The 15,164-nt window shown below is 31.7% G+C and carries 9 protein-coding genes and 1 other annotated feature; of the genes, 3 read left to right on the forward strand and 6 right to left on the reverse strand.

What is annotated here, in order from left to right; all coding sequences use genetic code 11:
* Nucleotides 1-159: 159 nt before the first annotated feature.
* Nucleotides 160-360 (reverse strand) — a binding site (T-box leader).
* A 216-nt stretch (nt 361-576) separates the two neighbouring features.
* Nucleotides 577-1,554: a 3D domain-containing protein gene (locus CLAU_RS01800; protein ID WP_023161808.1), complete on the forward strand. Its 978-nt coding sequence runs from the start codon at nt 577-579 to the stop codon at nt 1,552-1,554.
* Nucleotides 1,555-1,646: 92 nt separating this feature from the next.
* Here CLAU_RS01800 and CLAU_RS01805 read toward each other — a convergent pair whose 3' ends face one another.
* The 4 genes from CLAU_RS01805 to CLAU_RS01820 all read right to left on the reverse strand — a co-directional run bounded on the left by CLAU_RS01805 (nt 1,647) and on the right by CLAU_RS01820 (nt 7,958).
* Nucleotides 1,647-3,278: a M20/M25/M40 family metallo-hydrolase gene (locus CLAU_RS01805; protein WP_023161809.1), complete on the reverse strand. Its 1,632-nt coding sequence runs from the start codon at nt 3,276-3,278 to the stop codon at nt 1,647-1,649.
* A gap of 146 nt (nt 3,279-3,424) precedes the next feature.
* Complete coding sequence (locus tag CLAU_RS01810; protein ID WP_013238970.1) at nt 3,425-4,498, reverse strand: 2,3-butanediol dehydrogenase; 1,074 nt, start codon at nt 4,496-4,498, stop codon at nt 3,425-3,427.
* Between the two features lie 190 nt (nt 4,499-4,688).
* The gene (locus tag CLAU_RS01815) at nt 4,689-6,629 is read right to left on the reverse strand and encodes a sigma-54-dependent Fis family transcriptional regulator (RefSeq protein ID WP_013238971.1); all 1,941 of its coding nucleotides are present in this window, start codon (nt 6,627-6,629) and stop codon (nt 4,689-4,691) included.
* Nucleotides 6,630-6,638: 9 nt separating this feature from the next.
* Entirely contained in the window at nt 6,639-7,958 is a 1,320-nt protein-coding gene (locus CLAU_RS01820; protein ID WP_242825674.1) for a ClC family H(+)/Cl(-) exchange transporter, read from the reverse strand.
* A 342-nt stretch (nt 7,959-8,300) separates the two neighbouring features.
* On the opposite strand from CLAU_RS01820, the gene CLAU_RS01825 reads away from it, so the two are divergent.
* Both CLAU_RS01825 and CLAU_RS01830 read left to right on the forward strand, forming a co-directional pair.
* Complete coding sequence (locus tag CLAU_RS01825; protein ID WP_013238973.1) at nt 8,301-9,026, forward strand: ABC transporter ATP-binding protein; 726 nt, start codon at nt 8,301-8,303, stop codon at nt 9,024-9,026.
* Nucleotides 9,019-10,683 (forward strand): putative ABC transporter permease subunit, encoded by a 1,665-nt coding sequence (locus tag CLAU_RS01830; protein ID WP_023161811.1) that lies wholly within the window; start codon nt 9,019-9,021, stop codon nt 10,681-10,683. Before CLAU_RS01825 ends, CLAU_RS01830 begins: the two co-directional genes overlap by 8 nt.
* Nucleotides 10,684-10,730: 47 nt before the next feature.
* Here the strand turns inward: CLAU_RS01830 and CLAU_RS01835 are convergent, their stop codons facing one another.
* On the reverse strand, nt 10,731-11,996 hold the full coding sequence (locus tag CLAU_RS01835; RefSeq protein ID WP_013238975.1) for an efflux RND transporter periplasmic adaptor subunit: 1,266 nt from the start codon (nt 11,994-11,996) through the stop codon (nt 10,731-10,733).
* A gap of 3 nt (nt 11,997-11,999) precedes the next feature.
* A complete protein-coding gene (locus tag CLAU_RS01840) occupies nt 12,000-15,140 on the reverse strand; it encodes an efflux RND transporter permease subunit (RefSeq protein WP_013238976.1) in 3,141 nt (1,046 codons plus the stop codon).
* Between the last annotated feature and the right edge of the window lie 24 nt (nt 15,141-15,164).

The following is a 15,164-nucleotide window of genomic DNA, read 5'->3' on the forward strand; positions in this document are numbered from 1 at the left end:
CTTTTTATTTGACAAATTCTTTCATCTTGCCTTTTAGTCAATTAATTAAATCTTATAATATTTTACATTTACAGCGCCCCAATTAAACAAAATAGATAAAAAAAATATATCAGCTTATCTTTACTGATATATTTTAACGTACAAAAAAACAGCTCTTTTCGCTGGGGCGAAAAGTCTGCCGCGGTACCACCCATTTTTTTACTTAATTAACATAACGGTTAAACAACCGATTAGACCTACTAAACATTCAGTCCACAGCTCCAGGGTGAGTTTCAACATGTATATTTATGGGTTTTCACCTTACCCCACTCTCTGTAAAAAAATATTAACATATCTAATTAATCCTATCATAGCTTTTATCTTTAAAGATGAGTTTACTATAAGTTTTGGTTACTGTCAATAGCCTAAAAATAAATTTTTTTATAATAGACAATCTCGCTTATAGTGTACTCTTAGCTATCCTCCATTTGCATACAAAATTCATATAAACTTGAGTTTTTGTATACATTAATGGTATAATAAAAAACATTAGTAAGTTTTCTTTAAACTTAATAATGTTTTAAGGGGGAAAATGCATTGAATAAAAAAGCCTTATCTGTTATTATAACGTTTGCGTTAGTAGGTTCTACTTTCAGCAATGTTTTCGCTTCTTCAGCCAGTACGTCTGAAGAATTAACACAAACTCAAAATAACAAAAAGGAACTCCAGGTAAAAGTTGATACTTTAAATAAGCAGATTGATGGAGTAATCGGAAAAATTGATAGCAATAAAAAAGATATGAATACTATTGCTAAGAACATTAAAAATACACAGATCAAATTGTCAAAAGCACAAAATGATTCAAAAGCGCAAAATGATTTATTTAAAAAAAGAGTAAAAGCTATGTACACAACCGGTACAAACGGTTATCTCCAGGTACTTTTATCTTCAAACAACTTAAGTGATTTTATATCCAGAGTTGACTCAATCTCAAGAGTAATGAAATTCGACAATCAAGTTATTACAAAACTAAAAGGAAATGAACAAGCTATACAAAGTCAGCAAAAAGCTTTAAGTGCTGAAAATGCTAAATTAGAATCTTTAAAAGTAAGTAATGAATCTACTTTGTCAAAATTAAATAATGACATACAACAACAAAAAGAACTATTAAGTCAGGCTACCGCAAAAGAGCAGCAGTTAATAGCTCTTCAGACTGCTCAGAAGGCTCCTCAAATACCTGAAATAAAAGCTTCTTCACCTACCTTATCTCGTGGTGGATCAGGTTCACTTTCATACTCACAAGCAATTACTATGGAGGCAACTGCATATTGTGGAGATGCTATCACAGCATCAGGTTCTGCAACTGTAAGAAATCCAAATGGGTACAGCACTATTGCTGTTGATCCTCGAGTTATTCCACTGGGAACAAAAGTTTATGTAGAAGGATATGGATATGCCGTAGCTTGTGACACTGGTGGAGCTATAAAGGGAAATATAATAGATTTATTTGTAAATTCGGAGGCAGAAGCAGAAAACTGGGGCAGAAGATCTGTCACTGTATATATACTTAATTAATATGTACAGGTAGTATTGTGCTGCTATTTTACCTAAAAGGTAAACACTTGGGGAGATTTTCTCTCCCCTACCTTACGAGAAATACATATTTATCATCTTAACATATAATAAATCATATGCCTGTAAAGTTCAGGTATCACCTCAAAGGAATAAGGCACATTTAATCTTTCAGTATATTTGTGCAGGTCTTTTCCCTGTCCACCAAAAATCACTACAGGAATATTTAACTTAGACAGTTCTTTTACTGGAAGTTTATATATTATGTCATATCCAACTATATTCGAAATCAATTCAGTAAGTGGTATATCTGGGTTAATTCCTGTATAACTTGCATCAGATATACCCATAAAATAATTAGTTTTTATAATGCTTTCCTGAAATTTTTCTCCTGCATACTTAATTGTACTATCTACAGCATTTATAAATTTGCCATCCTCACTATTTTCAGCTTTTAAATGTTTATGCGGATAATAAGGAGGAATAAATGAAATTATAATCATAGGTCTTTTATTCTCATATAGTTCATAAGTTGCCTTTACTATATTTATAGCTATAGTTTGATTATCCATTTTCTCATTTTTCCATTCTTTTACCTTTTCATCTATGTACTTTTCAAAATCCTTATGTATGCTTTTAACTTCACATAACATCTCTTTATAAGTAATAACACAAGCTTCTATATTATCAAATTTCAATTTTTGTGAGGATTTCTTTGCAAATTTTTCTCTCTTTTTTGAAATATCCTTCAAAACATTCTCAAAGGCATTCTGAGCCAGTTCTTTTAAATTAGATAGTATTTCATCATAAGATGCCTGAAGAGTCAATATATTATAATATGCGGTGGAATACAATGGGCTCTGTACAGAATACATCTCCTTTAAATCCATTTGCTTTAAACACATAGGCGGTGGAGTCACAGTATCATAAACGCTATCTGAGAGATCTGGATTACATTCCATTAATTTGTTTATCTCTGAAACTAGCAAATTTGGATTCAATCCTCTTAAAGATTCCCCTACATGAGTTTCTTTTCCCACACAAAAAAATAAAGGCATAATTTTACCTACACTACCTATATATAATCTCTTGCCTTCTTTTTCTCCTCTTTCAGGTATACTTGGCTCTGATATTATCATACCACAGTAATTGTACTTCCTCTCTTCCTTTAATTTAAGAAGAAATGGAGCTGCAGCAATCATTCCTTCGGAATTACTCTCTTCACCAGGAACTACTAAAAGTAATAAGTTTCCCTTAAAGTTTCTCTCTTTACTGAATTCTCTTAAAAGTTCCATATTGAGGGCCACTCCAAACTTCATGTCTGCAGTTCCCCTTCCAAATATCCAATCTCCTGATTTAAAATCCTCCATAGCATCTTCATCTAAATTCAATTCTGAGATTCTTTTAGTACATTCATCTACATCAAAAGCCATAGATTTTAAATGTCCAAATTCTTCTACTCCAACTACATCCAAATGACCTGAAAGTATAAACGAATTTGGTGAATTTTCATTTCCATTTACTACTGCCCATACAAAGCTTCTTCCTAAAGGATCATCTTCAATTTGCTCTATTCCTAGATTTTCAGGATTGTCCTTAAAATAAGGTATTTCCAAAATTTTTTCATATATTTTTTCTGCTGCCGCACACTCTTCTTTTGTACCAGATATGCTTGGCACAGATATTAGTTCCCTCATTGTATCGTATACATTTTTCTTAAAGCTCATTTTTGGCCTCCTCAATATAACTGAAAACTTTCAATTACATCTAAGTATACCATTATTTTTATATAAATGTTAATTTACAACAAAAAAAATGAATTCAACCACATAATTTGCTGAATTCATTTTTTAATCAATTCTATGAGTACTTTTTACAATAAGGATTTGTCAGGAGTTACAATTATTTTTACATGTTTTTTCTTTTCAGGTCCTGTAAGTGTTTCAAATCCTTCTTTTACAATGTCCTCAAGTGCTATTCTCTTTGTAATATATCCGTCTGTCTTTATTCTTCCATCATTCATAAGTGCTATTGTAGAAGGAAATTCATGTCTGTAGGCAAGAGTACCAACTACCTTCTTTTCTGTAAATACAAGATCATTTGGATTGATTTCTGCATTTTTCTCCCATACGCTGGTTATTACCGCAGTACCTTCATATTTTAAAGCTTGAATTGCCGTATTAATCCCTACATTTGCACCTGTTGTTTCAAAAGATGTATCCACGCCTACGCCGCCTGTAAGTTTTTTAATTTCTTCAATTACATCTACCTCATTTGGATCTAAAACTACATCTGCTCCAAATTTCTTAGCATATTCCTGTCTTACAGATTTTCTCTGAAATACAATTACAATTCTTGCCCCTGATGCCTTTAAACACTGAATAGTTGCAAGTCCTATAGGTCCTGCACCTAAAACCAAAGCAGTATTTCCTGTAGTAAAGTTTCCAACTCTTAGAGAATGAAGGGCAACTGCCATAGGCTCAACAAGTGCAGCCTGCTCATAGTCCATAGTATCTGGTATCTTATGGACAAAATCTTCAGGAAATACTGTGTATTCAGCAAATCCGCCGCCGCTTCCACAAAGTCCATGAAATCCCAAAGCTTCACATAAATTATATTTTCCTTCAAGACAAGCAGGACACTTTCCACAGGCAACTATAGGTTCTACAATAACTCTATCTCCTGCTTTAAATTTTGTAACCTTGCTTCCTATTTCTACTACTTCTCCTGAAAACTCATGTCCTAAAACTACTGGTGCAGTACTCTTGCTTAAAGGATGTGGCGTACCTACTGGAATAAATATAGGTCCTCCTAAATACTCATGCAAGTCAGAACCACATATACCACACCATTTCACTTTAATTTTTACAGCATTTTCTTTTACCTTAGGTTCCTCAATTTCCTCTACTCTTACATCTTTTTTATCATACCACAATACAGCTTTCATAATTATCTCTCCTTTTTTATAATAGTATGGCAATATTAAAATTTACATATACCTGTTAATATATTCACTATATTTTATAAGCAAAAGCCATACCAAAAACAAGAAACCTGTTAAAAAGACATTTAAAATCACTATGTGCCATTATGACACATACTTAGTGTCCTATTTTGAGAATCTTACTCTTTTCTGGTCATTTTGACACACTTTTTATTCCATACTTTTTCATTTTTCTATACATGGTAGATCTACTGATATTTAAAGATTTTGCAGCTTTTAATATATTTCCCTTACACTTTTTAAGTGCATTTTCAATGTTTTCTTTTTCTAAAACATCCATTGGAAGCACACTAATATTTACTGGATCAGAGGAGACATTTTTTTCATAAACTTCTTTTTCTAAATAATCCAAAGGGGCCATCTTATCCTCACTTAAATAGTAATCCCTCTCTATTACATTTCTAAGTTCTCTAACATTTCCAGGCCAATCATAAGCTTTAATCTTTTCTATGTATGCTTTTTCCACTACTTTCTTCTTACACAAACTTTTAGAATTCAATTCTTCCATAAAATATTTAATTAAAAGCTCTATATCTTCTTTTCTTTCCCTAAGTGGGACAGTTTTTATATTCATCACACTCAATCTATAATAAAGGTCACTTCTGAAATTTTTCTTTTTAATTTCATCCTTGAGCACCCTGTTTGTAGCTCCTATTATCCTTACATTTAGCTGTTTTTCATAAGTTCCTCCAACTCTTGTAATTTTATTATTATCAAGAACCCTTAAAAGCTTTGACTGTATATCAAGAGGAAGCTCTCCTACTTCATCCAAAAAAATAGTTCCTCCATCTGCTAATTCAAACTTTCCAGGCTTTCCTTGCTTTAAAGCTCCCGTAAAAGCTCCTTTTTCATAACCAAAAAGCTCACTTTCTACAAGTTCTCTAGGTATAGAACTACAATTTATAGCTACAAAAGGGCCTTCACATCTTTCACTATAATTGTGAATAGATTGAGCTAAGAGTTCTTTTCCAGTGCCACTTTCCCCTTCTATTAAAATATTGCATTCACTTCTTGCTGCTTTTTTAGCAAATTTTATTATTTCTTTCATTTTAGAATTAGCAGTAACTATATGGTCAAAATTATAGGAAGCAGTATATCCCATAACTTTTTTAACAAGTTTGTGATAATATTTGCATTCTCTAAAAGTTATAACTATTCCCATTATTTTATTTTTCACTTTCATTGCCAATACACTTATAAGGCATTTGATTCTACTGCCTTCCACATAAAAATCACATTCTATATCATTACAATTATCTGCCCTGCCATTTAGTATATTTTTAAAATCCACATTATGTATAATACTTGTAATATTTAACTTTATTGCTTTTTCACTTTTCATATTTAGAATATTTAATGCCTTGTCATTTATCTTCTTTATATTTAATTTGTTATCAAGTACAATCATACCTTCTGTTACCGAGTCAAAAGTGGTATTCATAAGTTTATTTGAAATAGTAAGGTCAAACTGAGTTTCTATAGCGTGAGCTGCTACTGTAACAATACCCAAAGTATGCAAATGTGCATCATAATAATTTCCTGACATATTAATACACCCTACTACATCCCCATCTTCATTGTGAATAGGTGCTGCAGAACATGTCCATGAATGCTGTTTTACACCATAGTGTTCTGCTCCAATAGTTTGTATTGGCTTGTCCAAATACAGTGCAGTACCTATAGCATTAGTTCCCACTTCTCTTTCTGTCCAGAGAGAACCTACTACAAATTTCAATTTATCTGCCCTTTTCAGTATTTTACTATCCCCCAATGATTCTATGACATATCCTTCTTTATCCACTAGCATAATTACAAATCCAGACCCTGCTACAATATCATATAGGCTTTTTACTACAGGTTTTGCAATAGAAATTAGATCTTCATTTTGTTCCAGTCGATAGGCAATACTGCTGCCTGTAAGAATACTATTTCCTCTACCATTTAAAGGATCTACCTCGTAATTTTTGCACCTTTGCCAGGATTCAGCGATTTCAGGCCGTACTGCACTATTTAAATATCCTTCTTCTATAAAATCTTTCCAGGCCTTAGCTATAAATTTTATATAGTTTTCCATAAGCATCACCTAATTAATTAAAAGTTTTTCCAGTAAAGTTTCATATATTGGTTTAGACTTTAATATATAAGCAGTCAAATAAGAAATTACTGAAATAATAGCAATAGGTAAAAGATTGCTAAAAGATCCTGTCATTTCTACAACAAGTATACTGCCACTCATAGGCGCCCTTATAACTGAAGAAAAATATCCTGCCATAGCAAGAATTATAAAGATTCCAATGTAAGAACTATTAATATGAAATAAGTAAGTAGCAGCACTTCCATATATAGCTCCTATTAAAGCTCCTACAGTAAATAATGGTAGAAATATTCCTCCTGGAGTTCCTGAACCACAACATATCATTGAAAACATAAATTTACAAACAAGTAAAATCACAAGCATTTTTATTGCAATATTACCTTTTGCAAGAGACATTATAAGCATATTTCCTTCTCCTAAAATCTGAGGCAGTAAAAAACCTATAAAGATTGATATTGCTAAACAAAACATTGGTCTGAACTGTATAGGAATCCATTTTTGCATAGAAAATATATTTTGTGCTTTTACTAACGCTCTATTAAAACCAACTCCTAAAACACCTATAATAATCCCAAGTACAATAATAAATAAATAACAATTTAATGGCAACCTGGGTACATTTCTAAAATCAAAAACAGGCTTAAAACCAAAAAATTGATAGGAAATAAAATTTGAAGCTACTGCAGCAGAAAATGCTGAAATCAAAATTGTAGGCGACAGTTTTTTTGAAATCTCCTCTAGTGCGAACATCGTTCCAGCCAGTGGAGCATTGAAGGCAGCAGCGATTCCAGCACTAGTACCACTTACAATAAGATATTTTTCTTCTATTTTTATTCTTTTTAAAATTTTTGAAAAGCCTTGCCCAACTGCTGCACCTAATTGAACAGAAGGTCCTTCTATGCCAAGTGAAAGACCTGTCCCAATAGCAAGAAAACTCCCTACAAATTTCCCCAATATTACTTTCCACCATGTCATATGAAGCTTTTCAAGTAATACACCTTCAACTTGTGGAATACCACTTCCCCTAATTGCAACATTCTTTTTTGCAATCAAACCAATTATATAACCTATTGTAATTAAAAATATAATCCAAACTGGAATTAGCCAATGCTTTAAACCGATTGTCTTATAAGTATTCACTAAAAGATATCCTGATTTATCCACTAAAAATCTCAAAAAAGATATTATAAGACCTGTTAACATTCCAACAATAATACTTTCAAGTATCCTTTCTAACTTAAAACTATTTTCATTAAGTAACGCTGTATATTTATTTCTTTTATCGCTCATTTCCATCTGATTCTTCATTTTCCTTTCTAACTAATTAAATATGTACACAATTTACTAATGCCATACTCCTGCACTTCATGTTCATTGTACCATAAAATGGAGCATATTTTATTCTGTTTCTCCCAATAATATTTTGATTCCAATTATTGGAGTATAGCCAACTATTATTTGATTTCAAGCAGATATAGATTGTCCTCCAATTGCTTTTAAGTAAATTATTAAATATAATACTAATATACCACTATACTACAGGTTTTCTATTTTGAAAGTTGGCTTATGTGCAAACATATTTCTACAATATAGTATAAGTTTAAATTTCAGTTGAAAACTCTATATTTAAAATATAATTGGAGGGAAATTATGATCGAATTATTAGGGGTAAACAAAAGCTACAATTCATCTTCAAAAGCAGTAAACAATCTAAATCTAAGTATACCCGATGGAGAAATATTTGGATTTATAGGTCCAAATGGTGCTGGAAAAACTACCACTATAAAAATGATGACAGGAATAATAAAAGCAGATAGTGGAAGTGTAAGAATAAACAACATAGATATAAATGAAAAACCAATAGAGGCCAAATATCAATTTGGTTTTGTACCTGACAGCCCAGATATGTTCTTAAGACTTAAAGGTATAGAATACTTAAATTTCATGGCAGATATATATGGAGTGAAATCTGAAGAAAGAACAGCTAAAATTAAAAATTTATCCAAGAGGTTTGAGATATCAAATGCTTTAGGAGACCAAATTCAAAGCTATTCCCACGGCATGAGGCAAAAAATAATAATTATAGGTGCTCTAATCCACAATCCAAGTGTTTGGATATTAGACGAACCTATGACAGGACTTGATCCTAAATCCTCATATACATTAAAAGAAATGATGAAAGAACATGCAAGTGCAGGAAACACCGTATTTTTTTCAACTCATGTTTTAGAAGTGGCAGAAAAATTATGTGATAGACTTGCAGTTATAAATAAAGGCTCCCTCTCATTTTCCGGAACTTTTCAAGAGTTAAAAAATAAGTTCAATGAAAATGAAAGCCTAGAAAATATTTTCTTGGAGATGACTGGCAATGAATAATTATATAGTTTTAACTAAAGTATTGTTAAAAAACGGAAGTAATTCTGCAAGTATGAAAAAAAATAGTAATATTAAAAAAGCAGCCCTCTGGATAATTATTTTACTAGCCCTCTTACCTACTATAAAACTATTTTCTCTTTTTATATCGTCAGCTTATGACTACCTCTACAAAATAGGTCAGCAAGGCTTAATTTTATCTCTTGGTATATCTTTTACAAGTGTATTTATATTCTTTTTTGCCATATTTTATTCTATAAATGTACTATATTTTTCAAAAGATATAGACCTTCTTCTGCCACTACCCTTAAAGCCTTGGGAAATTCTACTTTCCAAGTTCACTGTAATACTCATATATGAATATCTTACTGAAATTTTTATACTACTTCCCATTTTGCTAATCTATGGATATAAAGGAAGTTATAATCCGCTTTATTTTATATACAGTGCAGTACTATTTTTAATAGTACCTATTATACCTATAGCTGCAGCTTCAATTTTGAATATGGTAATAATGAGTTTTACAAATATAGGTAAGCATCGTGATATTTTAAAAATTTTAGGTGGAATTTTTGCAATGTTATTTGCAATAGGTTTAAATATAGTACTTCAAAAAATGACTGTATCCTCCCAAAATTATGAAAACATATTTAAGATGATAAATGAAGGAAATAATTCTTTAGTATCTCTTTCAAATAAGTTTTTTCCAGGGAGTACATTGTCTGCAAGTTCTCTAGTATATAGTTCAAGCTTTAAGGGATTTGAAAACTTAATTTTATTTATAGTGTTAAATATTCTTGTAATTTCACTATTTTCAGTACTTGGTCAATATTTGTATTTTAAAGGTGCTCAAGGCGGCAGTGAAATTTCTGCAAAGAGAAGAGAACTGGATTATTCAAAATTAAATAAAACTTCCTCTAAAAATTCTAAATTTAAAGCTCTACTACTTCAGGAAATGAAATCTATTTTCAGAACACCTGTGTATTTTATGAATTGCATTTTAGCAAATATTATAATACCTATTGTACTTTTTATACCATTTTTAGTTCAACCGGACTCTTTTCACAAATTAAATGTTCTAGTGAATATTAAGGTAACCTCAACTACTACAATGATTTGTATCGTAGTATCTCTAGCTGCAGGATTAATTTTGGGAGCTTCCAATTCCATAACTTCCACAGCCATATCAAGGGAGGGAGAAAACATATTTGTAAAAAAATACTTACCAGTTTCCTACAGTACTCAGATTATGGCAAAAGTGATTTCTGGTGTTCTTGTTGGAATTGCAAGCATATTTTTAGTCTTAATAGGATTGACTTTACTTGTAAAACTGCCTATATACTTCTCAGTTATTTCACTTTTAGTTAGTTTTATAGGAATACTGCTTACCTCCATGACTGGAATTTTAATTGATTTGAAATTTCCAAAACTGCACTGGGATAACGAAGTAAAAGCTGTAAAACAAAATTTCAATACCTTTATAAATACTATAATTAGCTTTATAGTCACAGGTATATTAATATTTTCAATGATTAATTTTTACAGCTACCTAAATGAAGTAGCTGTCCTGGGACTTTTCGTAATAATAGCAGCAAATTTTATACTGTATAAAGTTATATGTTCAAAGGGAATCTCTATGTTTAAAAATATAGAGATGTAATTAAAGGACTAACATACTAGTAAATTAGCATGTTAGTCCTTTTTTTATTAATTAAGTACTTTAACTTTATCTCCGTCATTTAAGAATGTTTGTCCTGAAGTTATTATCCTATCTCCAGATTCTATGTTAGAAGATGTTATTTCAGTAACTTTATCATTTGAAAGTCCTGTAGTTACAGCTACTTTCTTTACTTTATTGCTTCTTACTACAAACAAATATGAAACTCCATTTTCAACTTTTATAGTTTCATTAGGTACCGTCATTACATTATTTTTAACCTGGTCAGGAAAGGACACCTTTGAATACATTCCTGATGTTAAGCTTGCATCTGAATTAGGTATTCTTACTTTAATCAGATATTGTTGAGTTTTGCTGTCTGCATTAGGTGTTATAGTATCTACAGTTCCTGTCAATTTTTTATCTGAAAGAGAAGGAATTGTTACAGGTATAGACTGTCCAACTTTAATTTTTGAAAGCATAGTATCTGGTACATTTACTTCAGCCATAATTGAACTTGAATCTACTATGGTTACGGATGCCTGAGAACCTGAAGTAATTTCTCCTTGGTGTATATTTACAGCAGATACAACACCAGAAATAGGTGATTTTATTACATTATCATCAATTTGACTTTGAATTGATTTTAGTCCAGCTTGTGCTTGGTTTACCTGAGCCTGAGCTACTTCCACCGATTCAGGTCCGACTTTTTGCCTGGTCAAATCTAAGTTTTGTTGTGCCGCAGAAAGCGAAGCTTCTGCATTTTCTAATTTTGTAGTAGCATTGTCTAAATCCTGTTTTGGTGCAGCTCCAGCAGAATATAAACTCTGCTCCCTATTATAATTATTTTCGGCATCATTATAATTTATCTGTGCTGTATTTAATGCCTGCTGCTGCTGTACAATCTGCTGTTCAACTCCAGAACTTTTGGTTTTATCCAAATTTGCCGCTGCAGATTGTATACTTGCCTGCTGCTGCTGAAGCTGTGCCTGCAGTGAAGTTGAATCAAGAGTAAAAAGTATATCTCCAGCTTTTACAGTACTACCTACCTTTACGTTTAAAGCCTGAACTTTGCCTGGTGTTTTAGGAGATATAGACACATCTTTATCTGAATTTAACTTTCCCGAATAATCTACAGTTGTTGTCAAAGAATCTAGTTTTGCTTCAGCAACATTTACATTTTGAATTTTATTTTGTGACTCTACTTTTTTATTTTTAATTACGTTATGGGCTATAGCAGCTACCATTAAAACTACTAATAAAACAACTACTATCTTCACAATATTTTTTTTGGATTTTAAAACGTTAAATTTCATAAATTACACCTCCTGCATTTCTGGCTGTTTTTTTCTTTTTTTAAATATACGATTTTTCAAATTGTCCATCATCAAGTAAATTATAGGTAATATTATAGGAGTAAAAATAGTTGATGCAATCATTCCTCCAATAACTAAGACAGCCATACTTGATTTCAATTCACTACCTTCACCTATAGATAAAGCTGCTGGCAGCATACCCACAATCATAGTTAAAGAAGTCATCATTATAGGCCTTAATCTTCTTTCACCAGATTCAATTAATGCTTCCCTTAAACTATATCCACGTTTTATGAGAGTATTAGTATAATCAATCAATAGAGTACCATTTTTAGAAGCTAATCCATCAAGCATTATAAGTCCTATTAAGGACATCATATTTAAAGTTTTGCCTGTAATAGCAAGTATTCCAAAAGCTCCAACGAGTGCACAAGGCAGTGATAACATTCTTATAAATGGTGTTAAGAAGGATTCGTAAAGTACAACAAGTATCATGTAAATAAGTATTAATGATACTCCCAGCGCTTCTCCAAGAGAAGTAAAACTGTCTCCCATACTCTTCTGATCCCCACCAAATTGAATTTTATAACCTTCTGGTACAGATAGTGACTTCAATTTTTCATTTATCTGCTGACTTATAGTTCCAAGAGACCTTCCTTCAATATTTGCAGAAATTGTAGCTACATCCTGCCTATCCTTTCTTGATATAGATTGGGGACTATTAGTTCTTACTATAGATGCAACTTCACTTATTGGTATAGATTGTCCAGATTGATTTAGCACTTTTATTCCACTTATATCCGAAGGAGTTTTTATGTCACCATCGTGAAATTTCACTTTTATATCATAATCATCATCACTAGTACTATATGTCCCAGCAGAAGAACCTTGAATTGCTGTCCTAAGTGTAGATGATATATCTGATATGGATACACCATACTGTGCTGCTGCTAACTTGTCTATTTTAACTCTAAGCTCGCTTTGACTTGCATTTGTAGAGTTATCTACATCTGTAATTCCAGAAATACCTTTTACTATTTGCTCTACTTTATTTGATATTTCAGTTACAGTATCCGTATTATCTCCTAATATTTCAATGGATATAGGCTTACTTGAACCTGATCCTCCAGCTTCGGATTCACTCACAGAAAAATCTGTTCCAGCTAGATTTGCATTTCCCCATTTTCTAACTTGTTTTGCCACTTCAGTTTGAGATCTTTTTCTATCATTTTTAGGATAAAGAGTTACATACATACTTGCAGAATTCGAAGAACTATCCATCATTACACTGTCACTGCTAGATCCTACCATAGAATAATATGTACTAACTTCAGATACACTATGTAAATAATTTTCTACTTGTTTAACTTTCTTATCCATTTCATTTAAACTAGTTCCAGAATCAAAACTCATACTTATACTAAAATTACTTTCATCTGTAGTTGGCATAAGTTCTGTTCCTATAGCACCTATAGGTATCAATGCAATAGTCGCTACTAATACAACTGCACCGAGAGCAAGTACCCTTTTTCTATGATCCAAGCACCATATGAGAAATCTTTTATAGTTAGCTGTTATGCTATCCATAGAACTTGAAATTCCATTAAGTATTCTATAAAATATGCTTTGTTTAAATTTACTTTTTAACATGCCTGATTTTGCTTGTCTATTTTCTTCTGTTTTAAGAAGTCTTGATGACAGCATAGGAGTTATAGTAAATGCTACAAATAAGGAAAATAACGAGGCAAAAACTATAGTAAGTCCGAACTCCCTAAAGTAAGTTCCTACCATACCTGTCATAAAGCAAACAGGAAGATATACAACTACATCACAAAGGGTTATGGCAATAGATGCAAGTCCTATTTCTTTACGTCCATCTATAGCTGCAGATTGTGGATCCTTTTTCATAGCCAGATGCCGCTGTATATTATCTAGTACAACAATTGAGTCATCTACAAGGGTACCTACACAAAGAGATAATCCCATAAGAGACATTATATTCATAGTAAATTTCATAACATACATCATAAAGAAAGTTGATATAAGAGATGTTGGTATAGCTACAAGTATTACAAGTGAAGATCTCCAGCTTTTTAAGAATATTAGTAAAACTAGAGCAGTTGTTATTACACCCTCTATTAAAGTATGCTTTATTTGAGAAATAGAAGAATTTATAAACGTAGTACTGTCATATGCTGTATCCAATCTAATATTAGATGGCATATCTTTTTTTAACCCAGCAATTTCCTTTTTAACATTGTTTACAACTTCAACTACATTTGCATCACTTTGCTTTTGTATACTTATTCCTATAGTATTTTTTCCATTCATTCTAATACGTTGATCTTGTTCAGGATATTCCAAATTTACATCTGCTATATCTCCTAGACGGACAGTACTGTTTCCTGAAGTAGGTATGAGCAAATTTTTTACTTCATCTACACTTTCAAATTTACTTATAACCCTCACAGATTGATTTAATTTGTCCTGCTTTATCTGGCCTGCAGGCATATTTATATTATCTGACTGCAGTTTAGAAGTTAAAGTATTTAAATTTATACCATAAAATTCTATAGCGGATTTATTTAATTTTATTATCAACTGCTTTTTTTGTATTCCTTCAAGAGATACATTTCCTACCCCTTGAACTTTTTTTAGAGCCTCAGTTATAGTATTTGCCTCATTGTAAAGTTCATCATAAGATAGGTTTCCAGATACGGATAGCATTAACGCAGACATTGCACCTGTATCTAACTTAAATAAAATAGGTTTATCTGCATTTTTAGGAAGTTTACCTTGTGCATTATCTACAGCTTTTTGTACATCTAGAAAGGCTGTATTCATATTTGCGCTGGACTTAAATATTATAGTAGTTTGTCCCATTCCTTCTCTAGCTGTAGAATTAATTCTATCGATGCCGCTTATACCTGCAACTGCATCCTCCATAGGTTTTACAACATCCTTTCTTATGTCTTCGGAACTGGCACCAGAATAAGTAGTGGATATAGAAATTACTGGTATATCCATTGAAGGCATAAGGTCTGCACCAAGATGTGTATATCCAAATATACCAAGCCCTAGCAAAAATAATATAACCATTGTTATTGCTGCTGGCTTTTTTACAGATAGTTCAGTTAAATTCATTTTTTTCCTCCTTTATAACAATAT

It is taken from the genome of Clostridium autoethanogenum DSM 10061 (assembly GCF_001484725.1).
GTDB lineage: Bacteria > Bacillota > Clostridia > Clostridiales > Clostridiaceae > Clostridium_B > Clostridium_B ljungdahlii.